This is a genomic window from Paenibacillus puldeungensis (assembly GCF_042678945.1).
GTDB lineage: Bacteria > Bacillota > Bacilli > Paenibacillales > Paenibacillaceae > Fontibacillus > Fontibacillus puldeungensis.
In genome coordinates, this window is sequence record NZ_JBHTLM010000007.1 from 1 (window position 1) to 20,322 (window position 20,322).

Sequence of the window (20,322 nt, forward strand, 5' to 3'; positions counted from 1 at the left end):
GTATCTTGGAACGAGAGTGTTTCGGGCGCCATATCTTTATGAGTTTTGAAGAAGCATTCGATGTACTTGACCGATTCATGGACTTCTACAATAACCGCCGAATTCACATGAGTTTATATGGCTACTCTCCTGCCGAGTTTGCAGCAAAGTTGGAGAGAAACGAAGTAAACGCATTTAAAATTGCCGTATAACTGCGTCTAACTTAGGTTTGATCCTAAAGTGTCCAATATTCGGGGGCCCGGCCGTAATGTTGTACGAAATGCAACATCATTAGAACGTAGAGATCGAAGACTCAGAATGCGTGAACAGCTTCCTACATATAGCCCCTCATTCTACTAAAAAGCACGGACAATCGCCCCGATTGGAAATATATGCTATTACATAAATGTTGTCATGCCAAACCCCAAACCATCATCAAACGCGCCTATGTCCCGATAGAGTCCTAAAAATATAAAAAAGGCTCCCCGCGCTGGCGGAGAGCCCAAAATGCGTTGAATTCAGTTGTTTTGTGTCCAGCCTTTCGCAGCATGCGGATTTACGGATCATGAAACGACGCTTCTTCCGTTTGCAACCGGTACGCAGGCCAGGATGTTTTCCGTCCGAAAAGCCCGCGGCGCCTTTGATTTAAGGCATGTGGCTCGCACCAGATTGTCACGGATTCCGTGGATTTCAATCTGCCTTTGCGTTATATTGCCCGTACGATCGATATAGATGATCTCCACCACTTGGCCGATATATTTTTGCATCAGCACCATCTCCAAATCAGAACGTTTGTTTGTATTATATGCGAACAAACGTTCCTTGTATACCTGTTAACTTTTCCAGAGAGGAGATTCACCTTAAAACGTCAATTTTTCACTCTCGTTAACTTGAAATACTCACCGTTTACGTTGACGGCAATCGCTTCCTGCTGCGGCACGTCACTGATCTTATGAAATTCTGTGCCCACGGGATAAGCATTCGAGTAGGTCTTGCTGCTTTCATAATTTTCGTCATCCGTAAAGGCTTCGACCTGGCCCAATTTCTCCTTGACGTGAAGAACCTGCTCATCCGTTACCCGGTAGCTGCCTCCATTCCATTTGATAAATTGGTGTGCCCAATCCGGGCTTTCCGCATCAACATCGGCCGTACACGCGGAAACGATCAAGCAAAATGCAAAGAGGAGTGTGATGACAAACGTTTTTTTCATATACCTTCCCTTCTTATTTCCTTAAAAATTTTCGGGTCAACTCAAGCCGTTAATCTATAGTATTGTAAATACTGGTTTATTATATTATCGAAACCTTATTATGTATTTTTTGTCATATTCTAAAGTTTAGTTAATCGTTGCGGTGATGTCAAATGATAAAACCCCACCGGCAAAGCCGGCAGGGCGATAAAATCAGTACGCTGTATTTGGCGAATCATTTTTTGGTATTGCCATCATGCTGGTTAAAAGCCAGTTCAAACAATCCGGTAGCCGATAATCCCGCCAGCCCCCCGGCCCATAGCCGAAGAACCAACGCCATATCCGTAAAAGGATAAGCTGCAGCACCTACCAACATTCCGATGACTAGTCCGATAAAAGGAATCCAGTTTTTCGGAATTTCCACCGTCACTTTAACCAACTGGACTAAAGCCAGTACGAACACGGACAATACAGAAGCAAACGCCAGCATATTCGTCAAAATTTCATTTTGCACATGCATCAGGTTTTCCTCCTTTCGTTATTGCTTGGGAATCCCCGCCGCCTGGCGCAATTGATTAGCAAGCCGATGAAAATGCTCAGCCCGCTCTTCATTTCCTTCAGCCTTTGCCTTAAGCCAAGCCGGAGATAACCAGCGGAAAATAATCTCCTGGGCATTGCTTTTTGGCAGCTTTGTTAGCGACTCAGCGGCTTCTTCTGGAGTTAAAGGAATACCGGCGGCAAGGCGCAAGTTATTCGCCAGGTTATGGAAATGCGTCATGCCGGTTCGGTTGCCCGCTTTTTGCTCTGCGAACCAGGCTGGGGATATATACTCGTTGATCATCGCTTGGGCGGAATCGGCGGATAAAGCAGACAATGTCGGTTCTGGCTCTTCAGCTCTTATGGCTTGCATTTCAGCGGATATATCATCTAGCAGATCTTTTAGCGTTTTTCCGCCGGTCGCGAGCGCCTGCTCGCAGTCCCGTTTCCGCGCCGGGTCCAGCTGCTTGTGAGACGGAATGAAGGTGTAAGGATTTTTGCCCCACTTGTGGCAGCAAAGCGCCAAATACCATACAAAGCGCTTGTACGCTTCGGAAAAATTGATTTTTCCTCCATAGCAAAGCTCTACGCCAAGCGCCACATCATTGGCATCGTATCCAAACCGGTCGTTGTCGGTGGTTACATTGTAGAGCACGTGCCAGGCCTTCTCCCCTGGGTCCGATGCGGTGCCAGTAGGAATGATCTCGAGTATCTTGACGTCATCAATAAAAACATGAGCCGAAGCCGACCGATCGGTAAGCGTGTTAAAATACGTGAAATGATTCTCGGCGGTAGCTCCCGGATTTCCCGTATCATGCGCTACAAAAAAATGCGGCGTCCCCGTCGTTAACCGCGTCCCCGGCCGCACATTCGAACGTTTAGCGATGTAGCGGCGTTCAATTGGAAATCTATGAATATCCAATTTGGAACCTCCTTTCTACTATATTCTATTCTTCCAACCGGTCGATCCGCTTGTGCGCTTGCTTGGTTGATTCCTCGACGCGGGTCAGGCGTTCCGAGAACGCTTCAAAGCGCTGCCCTTGAAGCTTTTGCTCCACCTTCATGTCGTCCACGCCACGCTTGATGTACTCGACATCAGCTCGCTGCAACGCTTCCGCTTCGGCGCCCTCTTCCGCCTCCTGCCGCATCGACCTCGTCCGTCCCGCCCACCCCAGCGCAACCCCACTGATCGCAGCCAGTATCGACGTCACCGCCGTCACCACTGTAATATCCATTACCCTCACCCTCTCTCGATATTTTAATTATATAAATGAATAGAAAAAAATAGCCCCCGGTGGGAGGAAACCAGAAAAATAATACAGTTTCTGTAAAATAAATTACCCAGTATCGTTCCGATACTGGGTTTGCTGTATACTGGAAGAAGAGGAAAGGAGTATTGAGTCATTTTGCTGTAACCGGCCAGATAACTAAGCGCATCATTCCATGAGAGCTATATCATCTTGTGCCGGAAGACCACCCGCTTTGCAAGATAGATACCACGATAGATTACGGATTTGTACATGAATTAATGAGCATTCTTACTGTAAGTATTTACGGAAGGTCGGCAAACAAGCCGGAACTGCTGTTTGCAGATCCTGTATAATCTCTTGGATGAGCTATTTATTCAGAAGGACCAAATGAATTTGGCTTACAAGTTGTTTTTCGGGATCAATCCAGAAAATCCGCTACCAGACGCGTCACATCTGTCCCGGTTCCACAATCACCACGAGGAACAAGTCAGGTCAATGGAAAGCTGGTAGGCAGCCCAAAACAAAAGCCATTCGAAGTGTTGCGTGATGCGGCCAAGCATCTGTTTCACATCGTGGTCAAACGCAACCCCAAATTGGAGAAAAAGCAGCCCATCCTCTGGTGAGGCTGAAGCTGCTTTTTCAGTCTCATCATATCCATTTTCCCAGATCCGAGCCCTACCAACTATAAGCGAGATTTTTATGGGACTCTCTGGTGGGATCTAGGGTGAAACGCTCTATTGAGCATTATGGTCCATCACAGTTTCCTCCAAACAGTAGTTAGACATCAGTTCCGTTTACTACTTCTGCGACAACCGTCTTGAGATTGAACAGGTTAGGCACTTGGTCGAGCGTGTAAGCTCCAGATAGCAACAGACCCACCCAAACCTTAACCAATCCGCTGTCTTTTGTATAAGTCATGTCCTATGTCACCCCCTCATGTTATCCTGCCATCACGGCGGCCAATGTCATGGTTAAGTCGGTAATCGCTTGCTTTAAATCCGCGTTTTCCTTTTCGGCGTTTTGTAGCCGTTCCTCCGGTGAAAGTGGTAATGGAATAACTTCATGACGAATGTCGTTAGTCTCCAAGTTGAGATAATATTCAATCGTATCTCTAGGCCCAAACAACGGAGGAATTTGAAAATGCAAGAGAAATCTTATATTTTCTTCCCCTGCATAATTTATCTCGTCAAAATCTGTATCTTTATGCCATGAGATAACTTTTGCTTCATCCCCCTCTGTTGGTGGTTCGTACCTAATTACAAACATCTCCATGCCGTCCATCTAAACCTCTCCTTTTTATTAAGCTGTGATTTTTCTTGAAGGGTACATATAGAATAAGTGCCTTAAATTTGTGTTACTTGCATCTTTCACATGTAGGTAAGTGCCATCACTTCCAAACCAGTAGTCTGAGTTTATTGTTGTTCCGTCTTCCGCTACAAACTGATAGGCATTAGGGTCTGGAATGTAATTACTACCGTCCCAATTATATATACGTACATCGTTTCCCGTGCCGCTTTGACCGTTAGATTTCTGAACTAAAGTTTGTGTTTTGGGGTCAATAGCAACATTTCGAGGATAATTTAACGTCACCATTTGGATATTGCGAGTTGCATTTGTACCGGAAACATCGGGTATAAAGCCGCAACCTGATGAAAAATAAGCAAGCCCCCCAAATTCCGCCCAATCAAAAGAGTAAATAGAACTTCCAGAATTTGATGGGGAGCATCCATAGCATGGCGTACTTACATTATTGTAAGCGATCGAACGTGGTGCGGAACCGTCACGAGCGGCCACGCGGTCATCAGTACGGTTGTTGTCTACGAACCAGCCATGATTCGTGTCTGACCCATAAGACGTAAATCCCATGCTAAAAAGGTCAACTAAGCTAAACCAAGTTGACGCTATGGCAATGCTATACTGGTCAGAATAAGAATCCAAACCCGTGTTACTAATAGGCCCATCACTGGAAAGTAAGTTCATTGTATCCATATTATAAATACGAATGTAACAATTCCACGTACCCGCACCTTCAACGTATGCAAAAATATTTCTCCCTATATGGTGTTGTGTTTGTGCAGCGGATCCTATAAATTGCCCCGATTGTGCCCCCGTCATGCCGTTATACTTACGGATATATTTTGATGTTGTAATAATAGCAAAGTCGTGGCTGTTTGCGCCGCCGATCATGCGAAGTGTTCCGGTCTGATCTGTTACGGTAATGGACCATTGAACATAATTGTCAGACAATCGTACTTTTCTAATGGTATTCGTTGTCACGTTCCATTCAATGAAATGCGTCTTATCATAAGTAGGTAACACGTATGTTGCGCTCGGACTAATAGCCGCAATTTGTCCAAGCACCGTGCCGTCGAATCCTACCCGCTCAATATTTCCAGACTTCCAACGATAATATATCTTTTGCTCTGGTAAGGTTAAAAGATAAGTTGCACCGCTTAAGTCTAACGTAAAGGATTTGTACCACTTTGCCGCTGATAGTTTACTAATAGGTATCGGGTCATTGACGGCGTAGGAAATCCTTGTCCCGACCTGTTCACCATCGTCATTTGTAAACGTCTTTCCTAATTCTACGTCGTCTGTACTAGCGTTTCCCGTCCCCCCTTCACCCAATAAAATAAAAACCGATCCATCAAAAAATAACGTGTAAATACTGGCATAAAGCTTGGCCGCTGATCCGTTTGTTTTTTTGATTGCATATGCCGTACCATTGTTGAACTTGAGTGTCGGTTCGCCCGTACTGGCAACATTAAATTTAACTGTAAATTTTTGATTAGCTAACACAGTTTTTTTGGTTACAACAGTATAATCGTTACCAGAATTTGTCGTAGTTCCTAAATGAGGAAAAAGTTCTGGTGAGATTGATACGTCCAACTCCTGTAATGTAATGCCTTTTGACATTGCAATTCTCCTTTCTTATTTATATTAATAAATACAATTTTGCACCGTTTGCTTGTGTTGCGTATTTTCGTCCAAAAACTCATTAAACTGCAGGAGTAATGTCCGGCCGTTTTGCGTAAATCTCCGCTAGTACAAGGTCGCTATCTTCTTTCACCATGTTATAGCTACCCACAATATGTGCTATTTCCCGTTCGCCACCGTTGTAGCGTGTAATACAAGCATTTGCGATAATTCTGATTTTGTACATTGCCATAGCCATATTAAATAACCCCTCCTGTAAATAAGTCAGCTAACGATAATTCCAAGTCTGAAATGCGACTGTTCAATTCCTCCATATTTATAGCAGGAGTGGTTATTTTTTCTTCCCAGTTTCCGTTTACGTATTTTTTACCCAAGTAACTTGTCATATTACTTGTATTATCAATTTCTATATATATTGGGTCTAATATCTCCATTGTCCCACCAACTAAGCCTACACAAATGTTATCCTGGTTTAACACAGCATAATTATAACTCATACACGAAACGCCTCCCTTTTAGTTTTACCCCATTTCAAAAGGATAATCGCTACTCGAATTAAGTGCGTACTGAATAAGATTTGTTACTGGATTTACAAATTCAACAACAGCATAAGACCATTTACGATAATAACCCTCAGATAGCTGTGAAGCAAAAGCTAGGGTAGTGCTCGATATTAATTTTGGCCGCATAGCACCCCAAGTTTGACCGCTCGCAGAAGAACCAAAAGCAAGCCCCCAAAAAATGATAGTATTTGCTTTAGTAACGGCAGGTATTGTTAAGGGAGTACCTGCATTAGTTGTTGTTTGATACATACCGTAAGTAATAGACTTATAGCTCCCAGCTATAAACATAAACATTTTCAAGTTATACTTAGCATCCAGGGCGCTACTATACATACTTGTCCATACACGAACGGTAGTTGAGTTAAGCCATTCAAATGAACGCATACCGCTATTAAAGGAAGTTCCCATAGACGTATTTACTAATACTGTTCTAGTTGGGTCCCAACCCGTACCAACGTTTATATCTTGATACAAAAAACCGTTATTAGCATCAATAGACTGTGAGTTCCATGTCGAACTGAGCGTAAAGCTGCCTGTTCTCTCAATATAACCAGCCGCTAAATCAGCAAGCGTACCTAAAACGCCATCTACCGTTATACCTTTTTTGATGTACGGCGGAAGTAAATTAGTTAAATCTAATGTACCAGTAATATCACCGCTATCTACTGTTGCGGTCTTTCCGAGTCTCAAATCCCCTGCTATCGCTGTCCCCCCACCCCCTTCACCCTGTAAGATAAAAGCCGATGTACCATCGTATGTGACAGTGTAAATCCCATCTTTTTTAAAAGACGCTGCGTTCCCATTTGCTTTCTTAGCCGCTTTTGCTCCTAGCCCATCGGGGTTTATCGTTGGGTTGGCTCCACTATCTACATGAGCTTTAAATCTAAATGTCATGCCTGCTACTAGTGATGTTGGGGTTGGATTTAACGCAACGGTATAAGCCGTAGACGTTCCTGCTGACACCGCAAACCCGGAATGTTTCACATAATCCGCCAACTGCGCATCTAACTTCTCCTGCAACCCGCTCACGCGATTAATCGGCACGCTGTCCGCCGCCAATACCGCGCCGTTGATGGCGCCATCTTTACCGATCGGCACATTTTTCAAAACGACCATCGTAACCTCGGTCGTGGCGGTCACGCCTGAGAGAAGAGTGATCTTTGCCCGCTGAGTTACTTCTCCAGCTTGATTTCGGACGGTATTCATCACGGTGTACTGAGTAGGGTCGAGAGCAGCGCGGTTAATGGCGACCATCAGCGTGTCGGTGTTTGCGTCGAAGAGATCGAGCGGGATCTCGAAAACGGTTTGATTATCGACTGTTGCTGTTACTTTCAGCGGGTAGCTTACAAGCTTAGGAATTCCTGTTGCTGTGACAAGGTTGATTTGCTGGTCAGTATAGGATTTCGCTTGCAGCGACGCATCCTTTACTGCCTTCGGCGTAGCAGCCATCGTCTCGCTATCACTATCTGTAGCGCTCGAAAGCTGTACTTTTCCTTTGACCGTGGTCGAGGCGTCAGGAATGTTGATATTCCCCACCGCCGCATCAATCTTATCCCAGTTGTCGTTCAGCATCGTTTTGATGTTGAACGTCTCGTTTCCGTCGGTCGCGGGGTCTTTTTTGAGTAGGTTTAAATTCGGTGTATTAGTGGCCAATCGGATCACCTCCTGCAAATTTGGATAATGACAAAGCTTCCATCTGATTGAGGGTCAGCACCCCGTTGATATCCCGGATTAACATGTAGTTAAAAGCAAACTCGACAGCCATATGCGCGGGTTTGATTTCTTCGATCGCGGCTTTGAGGTCGTCGAGGTAAGGGGGGATGCCCACCGTGTCGATGAATTTGACGGTGAAGCTCCATGCTGCGGGCTGGAACGTGACGTCCATGGACCCGCCATCGTAGGCTTCGGCTACGTTTTTGACGAGGCGCCCGGAAAACTTGCCGCTGCCGCGCAGCTTGGATTGGACTACGGCCCGGCGCTGGTCGAGCGGCTTCACCGGGTCCACCGTGATACCAAGCTCGTGCTCCCAGCGGTCTAGTCCCCAGGTGGCCGTGCCGACAAAAAACTGCTGCAGCGTTTCGTCCAATGCCGTAAACAGCGTGTCCAGCTCCGTTCCTTTCGCGTTCATATCGGCCTGAATGACCCGGGAGGTTTCATAGTAACCCGGCAGGTAAGAGAACATCTCCCGCCCCCGGGGACTTGTCAGCAAGGACTCGCTTGAACTCGTCAGCAAAGATTTATTCATACACATCCACCATCCCCAGCACCGCCACCTGGCCCAATGGAATTTCAAAATTCGTATCGGCGCTGCCGTTCACCGTTAAATCCGTAAAGTCGATGATTGGCGGAATATCGAGTAAAATCGCCGCAATCCGGGTATATCTCACCAGGGGATCAACAAAAGCGAGCTGCTTCAAATACGCGCGTACTCCTTTTTCAATCAGCGCCTTAACGTCAGCCATCGTCACCCCGCTAGCTAGCGTGAGCTTCACTTTAATGTTCATTGGCACCTCTTTGGCCGCCATCACGGTGACCACCGGCCCGGCCGGAGCAACGCCCATCCCCTGTCCATCCTGAGTGGGATCGATATACTTTTGCGCCGCAGCAACAATCTCCTCATTCGCGGCGCGTTTCTCGGCATCGAGCAGGTAAACGCCGACGGTGCCCGGCCCTTTCCAGAGCGGATGAACCTGAGCACCGCCAACACCCGGCACCTCCCCGGCCCACTTCATATATTGCGCCTTATTTCCGCTCGTCCCCTGATTCCTGACCTGAGAATAAAAACGCTCCAGCAGCAGCTCATCCGATTCGATATCGGCGCCGCCCCGGGTTTCCTCCGAGTTAGTTACCGCCGATACCCCGCTAACCGGCGTCGCGATCACCTGAATAACGCCCGCAGGAACTACTCCGGCCCGACCGGGAGCGAGCGCACGCACCGCCGCTTTTCCTTCCCCGTTTGCGTCCAGCGTTACCGAAGCCGTAGTCTCATACTCCATGGACGGCTCCTCGGAAAATTCATCCACAGGAGTGGCTACCACAGTCCCGGCTGGAACCGTCACCCCCGGGGTTCCGGTAAACTGAACCGTCCCAGTCGCTGCCACAGCCGGACGCCGGGTCACGCCGTGCTCCTCCGCACGCAAATCCAAATACTCACCGTACGTCGTGCTCGCAAAACCACGCTCCAGCACCTGCTGGGCCCATACGGCCGCCTCGCTCAACATAAAGGCCGCCGGCGCTTCAGCGTCCCAAATAAAAGAGCCCTCAGACTTATCGATATCCGAAGGCACTCTCTCCAGCATACGCTGCATGATTCGCTCTTCCGTCTGTTCCTGCAAATAAAGCGGAAGCTCCGCCATCATGTCACACTCCCTTCCAAAATCACTTCTTCCTCCCGCACGTTGGCGACCCGGCAAGTAAACCGGCACCCGTCCTCCTGCCAGGCAAAAGTAAAGCTGTCTACGCTAGCCGTCCGGGGATCCGCGAGCAGCGTTTCCGCTGCAATGCGCCGGATTTCGCTTTCCTGCAAAGCGCGGCCGTACCCCTTGCCGATCAGGTCATCAAATTCCTGACCATAGGCGCGGGAATAGATCAGATGTCTGTAACGCGGCGTGCGGATGGCCTTTTCACACCATACAATCCAGGCGGTGGTCTCGTCCGCCCGGGCTATTTTTCGCGTGGGTGTCATTACGAATTCTCCGGCATCAAAATCAAATCGCCAACTGCGGCCAAAAGGAACCTCATCGCTCACGATGGTATCCGTCTCCGCCATCAGCGTCTGCTCGTCCGCCCAAGAATCGTTCATCGCTTCCGGAAAAAGATTAGCCATTTCCGCTCACCACCTTGCAGATCACAATCGCATCATTGCCACCGTTGATCGGCAGCGCCAGCACGCGGTCTCCCGGCTGGTATTTCAGCGTGAGCGACGCTTTTTCGGTTTCGGAAGAGTCATAGGCGAAGCTTCCCTTGCCGCTAACAGCACCGCCTCCGCCATCCTTTAATCCAGTCACGCTTCCGGTCATCTCCAGCTTGGGCAGCTTGAGCGTCCCCGGAAACTCAGCTACCAAATAGTCCTTGATTTCATGCTTGAAGCTATCCAGCTTCAGCCCCGACCCGGTAATGCTGCCAAGTTCCGCCGAAACGCCGGTTAACGCCTCCGACGCCTTTTTGGCGGCATTTTCCCGCAGCGAGGCAGCCAGTGCCGTATAAGGATCAATTGTCAAGAAAATACCTCCTTTTTACGTCATCGCTTGATGCCAGCTCCAGCGTCATATGCCCCGGATCGCCCAGCTCGTGGGAGACCGAGGTGACGATGAGATTCAGGCCGTTAAGGTTCACCTTATCGCCCGCCCGAACCGTATTGAGATCGGCGCAGGTGACGGTGTACGTCAGACCTTGTCCCGTCAGCATGGACTGGGCGAATTTTTTCGCGGCGCTCGCGGTTTTGACGTTTTCGTCCTGGACGATTTTCTGAAGAACACCGTATTTTGCCGTCTGCCCCGAGGCTGTCGCCAGCACTTTGGATGGAGCATTTTCCTGCTGATCCTCGGTGCCGATCACCTTCACCCGCGTGACGGTTCCTTCAAGGGTGCGGTTTTGCGTCGTTTCCTCGAGCTGCTCCAGTACCCAAACCTTCTTGTTGCTACCGATTTGGAACAATGTTAGTCCAGCTGGTGTCATTCGGGGAACGTACATCTCCCCGCCGGCCTTCACCGTCTCCTTCAGATCCGCCATAATCATGTTATAGAGCGTTTGCGCGCGGTAGACGGCTTTTTTCAGCTTCGTCTTCGTGTCCGGTAGCGAGGTCAGCTTGATGCTCCAATCCGTCGCATACTTTCTAAGGCGCTGACTAGCGGTTCCACCGGTCGGAAAAAGACATTCATCCTCCGATTTCGCCAAATAAATTGTCCGGTCGTAAACCGTAACCGTCATATGCTTACTCTCCTTGACCTGGGTTTCGCATTCCCATACGACCCCGGGATTCAGCAAGGGGACCATCCCGCTTCCGCCTCCATATGGAACACCGCTGATTCGGATTTCCTGACCTGGCTCAATGCCGGGAAAAGAGGGCGGTACTTTCAGCTGAACCGATCCTTGATACGAAATTTGCTCGAGCGAATCCTTTAGCGAAATACCTTCGATCAGCTCGCGAAGATAATATTTGTTCTGCAGCACCACTTCGTAGCTCACTCAGGCATCACCAGCTTTTGCCCGGGCTGGAGCTTGTTCGGATTTTTGCCGATCGTCTTCTGATTCGTCTTGTACAGAAGCTGCCACTTCGAGCTGTCCCCAAGCTCCAGCTTGGCGATTTTGGATAAGGTGTCGCCGGACTTCACCACGTAGGTTTTACCCGGCTTCTTCGTATCGGGGCGGCTGGCTTTGTGGCTTTTCCCGGCTGCAGCCTTCGTGGTATGCACCTTCATATCCCGCCAGGTTCGCGCGGTCAGGTCAAAATACACATCGCCCGTCTCACCACCCTTAAAGGTGCTGTTATGCGCCGAAATCGTGACGAGGACGTTCACCGCCGTACCGTCGATGACCAGCCGAACCGGGGTTTTGCTGTTCATGAGCTTGGTAAGGTAGTTCATCCCCTCCTGCGGGTCCTTCATCTCGGAAAAGTTGCAATAGCCTTCATCATACTCCGCCGGAAAAAAAGAAGAGAAGGCGATTTCCTTCACCTTCTCTCCTGTCGGGAAATCGTATTCCCCCAGCGCCATAATATTGACCGTTTCAAAAGCTTTGTTCCGGGTGATCGCAATCTCTTCCGGATTGACGGGAAAAGTAAACTTATTGCCGGAACTATCCAGCAAATGAATTTGCATCGTGGCCATCCGATCCAATCTCCTCCCTTCTATTTCAGATTTTGCATCGCAAATCGAACTTCATTGGCAATTTTCAGACCTGCCTTCTTGGCCAGTTCGTCGTAGTTGATTTCGTCTTTGTTGACCGTGAGGTTTACGGCGCCTTGGGATACGGAGACGTTGATTGGAGCAGGGGCGGATTCCTTCCGCGCCTTGCCATCCTCCTTAGCCGTGCGGTTACCTCCGATTGCTGGAACCGGAAAGCTCCCCATCATTGGAAATGCTGGAACCCTGGCTAACGCTGGCATGCGCAGCCCTAAGGCAGGCGCTGATTTCGCTGAAATTTTTGAAGGAGTTTGATTAGCTGCTTTAGCTACCTTCGGTGACTTCTTCTCTTTTCCAAAGAACAAATCAGAAACGAAATTGCCGACTTTACCACCGACATAGTCCCCAGCCGCTGATCCTAACATGGCCCCACCTGCAGTGCCTGCTCCAGGAAGGATGAAAGAACCGGCCGAACCCCCAAGAGTCCCTCCGATTGCAGAAAAAATCCCTGAAGTAATTGCCTTTACTCTATCTCTACCTGATCCGGCTGTTGCCACAGAGACGATATCCGACACCCACTTGGCCGGGCCGGGCAGTTTCACAGATTTTGCAGCTTTCCCGAGAAACTTGGCGCCTTTCCCTAACCAACCGCCTACTTTTCCTAATCCTTTACCAAGCCAGCCTGTTCCCTTGCCTAGCAAATTCGAGCCTTTCTCTCCTAACCAAGATGCGCCTTCCTTCACGGAGGAAACGCCTTTACCTGCCAAGTCCTTGGCGCCTTCCAGCAGTCCAGGACCTTTTTCGCTCACAAAATTGGCTCCGGTTTTGAGTAAGGAAACAGGCGAAAATTTTGCTAATTTTCCTATCCCCTTACCTAACCATCCTGCTCCCTTGCTCAGTAAATTCGAGCCTTTCTCTCCTAACCAAGACGCGCCTTTTTTAACTGAGGATACGCCTTTTCCCGCCAAATCCTTGGCGCCACTCAGCAGATCAGGACCTTCATCGCTCAAAAAATTAACACCGGTGTTCATAAGCAAGCCAAGTCCGATTTTCCCAGCGGCCCCTCTTCCTAACGCCGCTTTACCTGCTGCACCGCCTACACCGCCAAAGCGCATCTTGCCCCCGCCAAAACGTCTTCTCGAGCTATTCCTAGTCTGATTTTTGCCTTTTTTGCCTCTGCCGGTGCCGCCCGAAACATCTCCGCCCATCATGCCGCCGGAGTCGCCTCCGCCGCCTCCGCAATTACAGTTGCAGACGCAGGTACAGTTGCCATTTTTGGCACCATCGTCTTTTTTGCCCATCAGTTTATCAATGAGCGACTTAACCCCATCTTTGGCGTAATCCTTTGCAACATCTTTGCCGACATCCTTGGCAAAAGCACCGGTCTTTTGCAAAAATCCTTCGCTCTTCTTACTCGGCTGAGCAGGACTCGGCTTTTGGGCCACTTCCGAAATATGGCTGTTTATCAAATCCGTCGGATGAAACTTGGGAAACCCCGACGGACCGATTGCCGGGCTTTTGGGCTTTGTAGGAATACCGGGAGTTGGATTTCCTTTTCCATTCCCGGTGGTCCCTTTCGTGATAACACCTACCATGCTTAGGGCCTGCTGTATAGCATTCTGTACCCCGCCGCTAATCGAGCTCGAGATTGCTGCGGAGATGCTCTTCATCGTGCTTTTTCCCGAGGAGCTCATCCAATTGTTAAAAGAGCCCCCTACTACCTGCTGCCAATTCACTCCGGCTACGGAGATGCGCCATGGAGTGGCGGTGAGCGAAGCGAGGGAAGCCCGGATTCTAGTGGCTCCCGCAGACACGCGGTCGTTCAGTATAACGGTCGGCTTAACTGTAGTGCGGCCTAGCTGTTTCAGCCTGTCGGTGATTTTACGCTCCGTGGACGTAAACCGATCGTCCAGGGAGATGACGGGCTTGATGCGAGTTTTGCCCAGCGTAGCCGCCCGGCGCTGCGTTTGCTGCAGCAGTTTGTCCAGGCTGCGCAGCTTTTTATCCGTCTTGTCGATGTCACGGTCGTCAATCTCGATATTCCATTCAAAAATCTTTTTGTCAGACATATGCTACCTCCTTTCCCCGTTACTGTGCCTGGCCCTGAGCGAATGAAAAAGAGGGAGACCCTGGGCTTACATTTCCAGCTCCCTCTCCGAAAAAGCTCTAAGCAGCAGGCGCTCTCCCTTGGGGAGCGACCAAAACACCCCGGGGCGAAGATGATGCCGCGTCCACAAATGGAACAGCAGCGTCGTCATGCCGCCGGAGTCGATCAGTTTTTTACGTCTTCGATGTCGACCCCAAAGCCGGAGATTTCGAGCACCTTATCGCCGACGGCGTCCAGTTCCCCGGCCAAAAGAAGGCGGCGAACCGCCTCTTCCCCGCCGGAGAGCTTGAGGCGGCTGATCAGGCGCTCATCGCCCCAGCCGCTCAGCTTCACGCTGTGCTCCTCCGCGCCATCGCCGCTCTTTTTCACGACTTCCAGCAACGAAGTTGCTTCCTTAATCAAAGCCGCGTTAAACAGCTCGCTGTCGATTTTTTCCGTGACCTGTCCTTTGGTCGTCTTGCGAACCGTGCAGCGCTCGCGAATACCGTCCACTTTGCTCGACGTCAGTCCGCGCAGCGTCACCCGTAAACCCAGCCGGCCAATAAAAACGGCCTCTTCCGGCAGATTGGCTGCCGTCTCGAAGAGACCGTCCAAAATTTCCTGTTCATTAAAAACATCCTGTTGACTCAAGGTTTGTTCCTCCTATTTTGGGGCTCAGATTAAGAAGCTACAATCGGATCGAGCAGCTCGTACGACTCAAACGTAAACGCCGTTTCCTCCGCGATCTCTTCGCCTGCGGTCCAGTTGGCCAATTGGATTTTGTCGACCATACAGTTGTTTAACTGGATCCGTTCAAAACCATAAGCTTCCGGGTCATCAAGCTTGTTGATGATGGAGAACTTAGCAAACCCTCTCGAGATCATGTCCGAGGTGACTTTGTAGCCGCTCATTGTGCCGGTACCTTTTTTCCGGCCCAGCTTGAATACGGTATAATCGGTGCCGACGAGATTCAGCTCCTTCTTCTCCGCTTCTACATTTGCCTCCAGATGGTTTAGGTTGGACTGCCAAGCGCCGTCGATAAAAATCTGGCCGAACGTACCCATAATGACGCGGCCGGGATCAAGATATTGTGCCATAGTTTAATTTCCCCCTTATAAGTTATTGCACGTAAAACGTGCCGAAAATTTGTTCCATGACGTCCGTATCATCCGCGGTCCACGTCAGGAATACCTGGTCATCCTCAGGGACGAACTGCGGTGCGCTGCCATAGAAGCGCGGATCAAGCGTTACATCGAAGCCGGTCGACTCGATCACGCTTTCGGCGGCCAAGGTTTGCAAATACTGCTTCCCGGCGCCGATCAAAGCGAGCCGCCCTTCTTCCGTGTTATTCACCTTGCCGATGTAATAGTCCTCGGCGGTGCGCTGCAAATCGGCATTGATCTGGTCGAGAACACGGATTTTGCGGATTTTTTTCCAGCCTTTGTTCTGGCCTTCCCGAGGTGAAATCAGACTGTTTACGCCGCGCAGCACCTTCACTCTCCGGCCGTCGTGCACGAGGAGGAACACGCCGCCCTGCACTGCCTGCTCCTGCTCGGAGCGGGTCCAACGCCGCGTTACGTCGTCGAAAGGAGAGGACGCGTAGGTCGTCGATTCCTTCAGCGATTGCCCGGCGATCAAACCAGCGACCCAGGAAGCGGCTTGTGCGGAAGTGTACTCCTCGCCGTTTAGCTTGGCACCCGTCCCGACGTTGACGATGCCTTCATGATTCAGGCTTGCGCTGCGGGCAATCGTTTTGCTTACCGCATCGGCCCCGGTATCTTCGGCTTTAGAGCCGCCAAGGACCGCGATAACCCCTTTGCCTTCGCCGCGGACCCGCTTCACCCAAGCGACGATGCTCGTGCGGAGTGCCGGATCCGTTACGCCGTCCAGCGTAAGTACATGGAAGTCCTGCGTTTCAAAAGCGGCCGTCGCCGCGACATAATCGGCGTTCGTGATGCCCGAGATGCCGCTTTCCCCACCGGTCATGCTTGCTGTGGTCAGGTCTGCCACGGTACCGTCGGCGATTTTTTCAGCTGTAATCCATTTGTTGCCGGCATCTTCATTAATAGCCGCTACGACTTGATCCACCGTGCCGTTGCCGAGCGAGATCGTGCGCAGCAGCGCCGCTCCCTCGTACAGCTTCAGTTCCTTGCTGCCAACAGCGACCAGGCTAGGCTGGATTGTTACTTTGAAGCCGTTGCCGCGTTTTCCCGGGTATTTCGCTTTGAGGGCGACGGCATCCGCCGGGGTGGCTGCGGTATTTTTCAGCGTCAATGACGCTTTTGCTGCTGTACTGTCGGCGAGCCGATAGGCAAGCAGCTTCTTGGGGCCGCCAAGCATAGCCAGATACAACGTCGTAAACGCTGTGGCACCGTCCGTTTCATCCTCCGAAAACATCTCTCGGATCGCCGCTTCGTTCGTTACCTCAACAAACTGGCCCACCGGTCCCCAATGAGACTTCACCGGAGCAACAACGACACCGCGCGCCCCCGCCTGAATCGCCGTTCCTGCTGCGCTCACAAAATTCATGTACAAGCCGGGCAATACCGGCTGATCTGTCAAACTCCAATTTCCTCCTGCCATCTTACAGCACCTTCTTTCTCAAAAATTGTTCTACTAATTGCTTGGCTTCCTTGACTTGAAGCGTCTCTTTCGTAGCACCCTCTAATGCTCCGGCAAAAACCTCCGGTTTCACGCCGAGCAGCGCCTCCGATTCCGCCATCAGCTCGTGAATCGGGTAGCTGGGGGAGATGGTAGAAGCGGAAGCTGCAGGCTTGGAGCCTTCTGTGGACCGGGTTGCCGCTTGGGTTTCTGCTTGGTTTGCTGCTTGTTTTGCAACCGAGTTGGCTGCTCCAATTACAGCTTGTTTCTTTGCTTGTGTTGCCGGTGTTGCCGCTTTAGTCGCTTCCTTTGTTGCACCTTTTCTTGCTGCCAAATGAATCACCTCATTTTGGATTGGTATTGAATCGTTTTCATCAGCGGCGCCTCTTCGGCAGGACGCATCGTCCGCCGGATGAGCGTGACGGTCAGCGGCCCTTGGGGCGATGGAGCGGAGGCCAAAACATCCGCTTGCAGGCTCATCTTCGGTTCGCTAACGCGCAGAAACTGCCGTTTGGTGGCGTCGAGCGGGATTTTAACCGAACGGCCCATGCCTTCCAGCAGCTTCAAAATAGCCGCATGCTCTCTGTCCGCATCGCCCGCCCGGAAAAAGGCGCTCATCTTCTTCTGCACTTCGTAGGCCGCCGAGCCTACTGTGCGGACATCGATACCGGTGATCCGCCACAGCACAGCAGGGGTTGCGCCAGACTCCGGCCAGGCTCCGCTGTACGCCGACCACTCCGGTCCAAGCAGACTTTTCGACCAGGCCCCAAGCGCCGTTAACCACGGATCGCTGGTGATCTGAACCGGTTCGGTCAAAGGCTGCGGAGACAACAACGCAAATTGCAGCTCGCGCTTGATCGCATCCCGTGCTTCATCGATCGCATCCGCTTGCCCGGATGTCCCTAAATAGAGCGAGACCCAGGCCTCCCCTCCGTCTGGCTTCAGCAGTCCCTTATCGAGAGCATCGGTCATGATCTTGGCCAGTCGGTCCAGTTCGCCAGTAGCGGATCTCGAAACATAAAGCTCAACCTTTACATTTTCCCTGAGGCCCTTCCATGGGCTCCCGCCACTGTCCTCGCTTCCTGCCAGAACGGCAAAAGGCTTGACGGTGCTTGCTTCGGCAGGTGGCAAGGAAGCGTACACTTCCTTTAAATCCGGCACTGATTCGAGCAGCTTGGCACGAATCGCATTTCGTGCATTCGCGCTAATCATGATGCTTCACCTCCTCTGAGCAGCCAGCTCGTCCACAACACAGCGAGGCAGGCTGCAAAATTGCTTGGTCCCTTCCAGGCGCCCCCAAATGCACCCCTGGCACCGCTCCGGCTGCGTCAGATCGAGCGGGAGCGTCAGCGGCGGTGTTTTGTTCTTCTTACGCAAACAGCTCTTCCCTCCCATAACAAAAAACCGCCGAAGGATTCAGCGGCTTTCGTATATTCGATTTGTGGAATGGGGTGATCTCCCCCTCGATTTCCACAATACAAATTTACCATGCTTAAAATAAAGCGAACGGACGTTCGCAGGACAGGTATCGGACCAAGGTTTTGATGCACGCCTTAATTAAGCGATATTAGATGAAAGGAAATCCAGGAAACCTCAAGAAAATAAACAAATCTCAGCAAACGAGCTAATCTCATTAAACTGAGCAAATCCCAAATAGCTGAACTCCCCATAAAACTGAGCGAATCCCATAAAACTTGTCTAGCTCAACCTACTCCGCGAGCCCAGCAAACTCAACTAGCCAGCTAATTGCAAAAACTACATCTATTTTTGCTTATTAGTTCGTATGATCGACTTTAGTTGTAAAATGTGCAGTTAAACTTTAGACTTTTTCCTTTCACGTGACCATAGAGCACTTTTAACTGCACTTTCTGCATCTAAATTGCCGGAATACGCAAAATTCTGGAAAATAGATGTACTTTTTACAACTAATCGTCAGTGAGCGAGCGATATGCCACCAACCAGCGAGGAAAATCGCCAGTCATACCCTGAAAGCACCAAAAGGTCAGCCGGAATTTTCCGGCTGACCCAAGCAAGTGTCGGTTGACCCAAGCACGAAGGGGGTTGCCCCAAAACAAAAAAAGCCGGCCTCAGCCGACTTCGTGCTTGGTGCTCCTATCCTCTTCCTGAACCTCATATACCTCCAGCCCCATGGCCGCTGCCAAAATTCGGATCGCGCTCGCCTTAATACGGCGGTACGTTCGGTCGCTGATCCCCATCTCCCCGCAGCTAATGAAGTCGAACTCTCCTTTGGTATCTAAGTAGCTCCGCTCGATCACTTCACGCTGGTCCAGCGATAACCCCTCCAGGGCCTTGTCCAGCAATTCCGATTTTCTAATCAGTTCAGCTTCTTTATCCGCATTGCGAATGGCGAGACGTTCCGTTGGCTTGCTAATCACGTTCGTAGCTCCGTGAAAACGAGGTTCATATCCGGGTGTGATCAGCGCCTCCTGACGGACTAAGCCGATCTGCCGAAACCGCTTAACCTCTTCGAGGCGGTTCTCCACAGCCGCCCGGGTCGCCGCTTCATTCACCGGCAGCGAAGTAAATAACGCATGATATACATGAATTTTCTTTCTGCCCATTTATAACCCTCCTAATCATTACGTTCATAATACCAAATTGGTAACTACACATTAAAAGCATTTGCTCGTCCGTTTTCCGCAAGCAGCATCTTACTAATTCTTCCGAAAAAATAAACGATCATGCGTTCTTAATTCTCCTCATTTTTACCAATATGGTAAGTATAGTCCAATTATAAATTACCGTATCGGTAATGTCAATTTCATTTATTGCCACATTGGTAATTTTTATTCTTTGCCAAATCGGTAATATATGATACAATGAATTAAACGGACGGCGAAAGAGGAGTTACTATGCAAAGTCTCGGTGATCGTATCAAATACCTTAGAGAACAGAATAATCTCACGCAGAAAGATCTGGCCTCCAAAGCGGAATTAACCATCGTGCAGTTATCCCGATATGAAACCAACGACCGGAAGCCGGATCCGGAGTCGCTGCGGAAACTGGTCGATGCTCTAGATACGAACGCCGATTACTTGCTCGGCCGTACCCAAGACGCCTCTCCAGACAAAAGCGCGAATATGTCCTTTTTCGGCGGACCGGAGTCGTACACGGATGACGAAATCGCGATGATGGAAGCCGCTCTTAAGGCGTATCGGGAGCAGAAAAAAAAGCTGCTTGATGGAGAGCAAACAAAGTAGCAGCCCGTGGAATCAGCTTTCTTTTTTCAAGGTAACAGCCTGCCGTTCAACAAAACAACGATCGATGCGGCCCTAGCTGAAGGGGCCATTATTTTCACCTATAATCCGAACATACA

Annotated in this window: 28 protein-coding genes and 1 pseudogene; 3 read left to right on the forward strand and 26 right to left on the reverse strand. The window is 50.1% G+C overall.

From position 1 onward, the window contains the following. Nucleotides 1-191: IS3 family transposase (locus ACFQ3W_RS11295; RefSeq protein ID WP_379319338.1), on the forward strand; the 191-nt coding region annotated here is incomplete at its 5' end. A gap of 351 nt (nt 192-542) precedes the next feature. Here the strand turns inward: ACFQ3W_RS11295 and ACFQ3W_RS11300 are convergent. The 5 genes from ACFQ3W_RS11300 to ACFQ3W_RS11320 all read right to left on the reverse strand — a co-directional run bounded on the left by ACFQ3W_RS11300 (nt 543) and on the right by ACFQ3W_RS11320 (nt 2,940). Next, on the reverse strand, nt 543-746 hold the full coding sequence (locus ACFQ3W_RS11300; RefSeq protein WP_379319339.1) for a hypothetical protein: 204 nt from the start codon (nt 744-746) through the stop codon (nt 543-545). 101 nt (nt 747-847) lie between these two features. Next, nucleotides 848-1,189, reverse strand: coding sequence for a hypothetical protein (locus ACFQ3W_RS11305; protein ID WP_379319340.1), 342 nt, complete (start codon nt 1,187-1,189; stop codon nt 848-850). 214 nt (nt 1,190-1,403) lie between these two features. Beyond that, nucleotides 1,404-1,688: a holin gene (locus ACFQ3W_RS11310; RefSeq protein WP_379319341.1), complete on the reverse strand. Its 285-nt coding sequence runs from the start codon at nt 1,686-1,688 to the stop codon at nt 1,404-1,406. Between the two features lie 18 nt (nt 1,689-1,706). Beyond that, the gene (locus ACFQ3W_RS11315) at nt 1,707-2,627 is read right to left on the reverse strand and encodes a peptidoglycan recognition protein family protein (protein ID WP_379319342.1); all 921 of its coding nucleotides are present in this window, start codon (nt 2,625-2,627) and stop codon (nt 1,707-1,709) included. A gap of 25 nt (nt 2,628-2,652) precedes the next feature. Beyond that, entirely contained in the window at nt 2,653-2,940 is a 288-nt protein-coding gene (locus ACFQ3W_RS11320; protein WP_379319343.1) for a hypothetical protein, read from the reverse strand. A 192-nt stretch (nt 2,941-3,132) separates the two neighbouring features. Here ACFQ3W_RS11320 and ACFQ3W_RS26060 point away from each other — a divergent pair. Beyond that, a pseudogene (locus ACFQ3W_RS26060) lies at nt 3,133-3,566 on the forward strand (transposase); the annotation flags it as partial. 166 nt (nt 3,567-3,732) lie between these two features. Here ACFQ3W_RS26060 and ACFQ3W_RS11330 read toward each other — a convergent pair. From ACFQ3W_RS11330 to ACFQ3W_RS11430, 21 genes are all read right to left on the reverse strand, one after another. Further along, nucleotides 3,733-3,873 carry a hypothetical protein gene (locus ACFQ3W_RS11330; protein WP_379319345.1) on the reverse strand — a complete coding sequence of 47 codons (141 nt, stop codon included), beginning with the start codon at nt 3,871-3,873 and terminating at the stop codon, nt 3,733-3,735. 21 nt (nt 3,874-3,894) lie between these two features. Beyond that, on the reverse strand, nt 3,895-4,236 hold the full coding sequence (locus tag ACFQ3W_RS11335; RefSeq protein WP_379319346.1) for a hypothetical protein: 342 nt from the start codon (nt 4,234-4,236) through the stop codon (nt 3,895-3,897). An 18-nt stretch (nt 4,237-4,254) separates the two neighbouring features. Beyond that, complete coding sequence (locus ACFQ3W_RS11340) at nt 4,255-5,871, reverse strand: hypothetical protein (RefSeq protein WP_379319347.1); 1,617 nt, start codon at nt 5,869-5,871, stop codon at nt 4,255-4,257. A gap of 82 nt (nt 5,872-5,953) precedes the next feature. Then, nucleotides 5,954-6,130, reverse strand: coding sequence for a hypothetical protein (locus tag ACFQ3W_RS11345; protein ID WP_379319348.1), 177 nt, complete (start codon nt 6,128-6,130; stop codon nt 5,954-5,956). 1 nt (nt 6,131) lies between these two features. Further along, a complete protein-coding gene (locus tag ACFQ3W_RS11350) occupies nt 6,132-6,389 on the reverse strand; it encodes a hypothetical protein (RefSeq protein WP_379319349.1) in 258 nt (85 codons plus the stop codon). 24 nt (nt 6,390-6,413) lie between these two features. Further along, a complete protein-coding gene (locus tag ACFQ3W_RS26065) occupies nt 6,414-8,108 on the reverse strand; it encodes a tail fiber protein (RefSeq protein ID WP_449290209.1) in 1,695 nt (564 codons plus the stop codon). Continuing rightward, entirely contained in the window at nt 8,098-8,700 is a 603-nt protein-coding gene (locus tag ACFQ3W_RS11360) for a YmfQ family protein (protein WP_379319350.1), read from the reverse strand. Before ACFQ3W_RS11360 ends, ACFQ3W_RS26065 begins: the two co-directional genes overlap by 11 nt. Further along, a complete protein-coding gene (locus ACFQ3W_RS11365) occupies nt 8,693-9,811 on the reverse strand; it encodes a baseplate J/gp47 family protein (RefSeq protein WP_379319524.1) in 1,119 nt (372 codons plus the stop codon). The genes ACFQ3W_RS11360 and ACFQ3W_RS11365 overlap by 8 nt, the downstream gene beginning before the upstream one ends. Further along, a complete protein-coding gene (locus tag ACFQ3W_RS11370) occupies nt 9,811-10,281 on the reverse strand; it encodes a DUF2634 domain-containing protein (RefSeq protein ID WP_379319351.1) in 471 nt (156 codons plus the stop codon). Before ACFQ3W_RS11370 ends, ACFQ3W_RS11365 begins: the two co-directional genes overlap by 1 nt. Then, the gene (locus ACFQ3W_RS11375; protein ID WP_379319352.1) at nt 10,274-10,675 is read right to left on the reverse strand and encodes a hypothetical protein; all 402 of its coding nucleotides are present in this window, start codon (nt 10,673-10,675) and stop codon (nt 10,274-10,276) included. Before ACFQ3W_RS11375 ends, ACFQ3W_RS11370 begins: the two co-directional genes overlap by 8 nt. Further along, entirely contained in the window at nt 10,665-11,642 is a 978-nt protein-coding gene (locus ACFQ3W_RS11380) for an XkdQ/YqbQ family protein (RefSeq protein WP_379319353.1), read from the reverse strand. The genes ACFQ3W_RS11375 and ACFQ3W_RS11380 overlap by 11 nt, the downstream gene beginning before the upstream one ends. After that, nucleotides 11,639-12,274, reverse strand: coding sequence for a LysM peptidoglycan-binding domain-containing protein (locus ACFQ3W_RS11385; protein WP_379319525.1), 636 nt, complete (start codon nt 12,272-12,274; stop codon nt 11,639-11,641). The genes ACFQ3W_RS11380 and ACFQ3W_RS11385 overlap by 4 nt, the downstream gene beginning before the upstream one ends. Nucleotides 12,275-12,303: 29 nt before the next feature. Continuing rightward, entirely contained in the window at nt 12,304-14,367 is a 2,064-nt protein-coding gene (locus ACFQ3W_RS11390) for a hypothetical protein (protein ID WP_379319354.1), read from the reverse strand. A 66-nt stretch (nt 14,368-14,433) separates the two neighbouring features. Continuing rightward, a complete protein-coding gene (locus ACFQ3W_RS11395; RefSeq protein WP_379319532.1) occupies nt 14,434-14,556 on the reverse strand; it encodes a hypothetical protein in 123 nt (40 codons plus the stop codon). A 14-nt stretch (nt 14,557-14,570) separates the two neighbouring features. Continuing rightward, nucleotides 14,571-15,035 (reverse strand): phage tail assembly chaperone, encoded by a 465-nt coding sequence (locus ACFQ3W_RS11400; protein ID WP_379319355.1) that lies wholly within the window; start codon nt 15,033-15,035, stop codon nt 14,571-14,573. Nucleotides 15,036-15,064: 29 nt separating this feature from the next. Further along, complete coding sequence (locus ACFQ3W_RS11405; RefSeq protein WP_379319356.1) at nt 15,065-15,481, reverse strand: phage tail tube protein; 417 nt, start codon at nt 15,479-15,481, stop codon at nt 15,065-15,067. Nucleotides 15,482-15,503: 22 nt separating this feature from the next. Continuing rightward, entirely contained in the window at nt 15,504-16,967 is a 1,464-nt protein-coding gene (locus ACFQ3W_RS11410; RefSeq protein ID WP_379319357.1) for a phage tail sheath family protein, read from the reverse strand. A 1-nt stretch (nt 16,968) separates the two neighbouring features. Then, nucleotides 16,969-17,319 carry a hypothetical protein gene (locus ACFQ3W_RS11415; protein WP_379319358.1) on the reverse strand — a complete coding sequence of 117 codons (351 nt, stop codon included), beginning with the start codon at nt 17,317-17,319 and terminating at the stop codon, nt 16,969-16,971. A gap of 5 nt (nt 17,320-17,324) precedes the next feature. Further along, nucleotides 17,325-18,197, reverse strand: coding sequence for a hypothetical protein (locus tag ACFQ3W_RS11420; protein ID WP_379319359.1), 873 nt, complete (start codon nt 18,195-18,197; stop codon nt 17,325-17,327). A 6-nt stretch (nt 18,198-18,203) separates the two neighbouring features. Continuing rightward, nucleotides 18,204-18,362, reverse strand: coding sequence for a hypothetical protein (locus ACFQ3W_RS11425; RefSeq protein WP_379319360.1), 159 nt, complete (start codon nt 18,360-18,362; stop codon nt 18,204-18,206). Between the two features lie 710 nt (nt 18,363-19,072). Then, nucleotides 19,073-19,567, reverse strand: coding sequence for an ArpU family phage packaging/lysis transcriptional regulator (locus tag ACFQ3W_RS11430; protein ID WP_379319361.1), 495 nt, complete (start codon nt 19,565-19,567; stop codon nt 19,073-19,075). 291 nt (nt 19,568-19,858) lie between these two features. Between ACFQ3W_RS11430 and ACFQ3W_RS11435 the strand changes: the two genes are divergently transcribed. Beyond that, a complete protein-coding gene (locus ACFQ3W_RS11435) occupies nt 19,859-20,206 on the forward strand; it encodes a helix-turn-helix domain-containing protein (protein WP_379319362.1) in 348 nt (115 codons plus the stop codon). Nucleotides 20,207-20,322 lie beyond the last annotated feature (116 nt).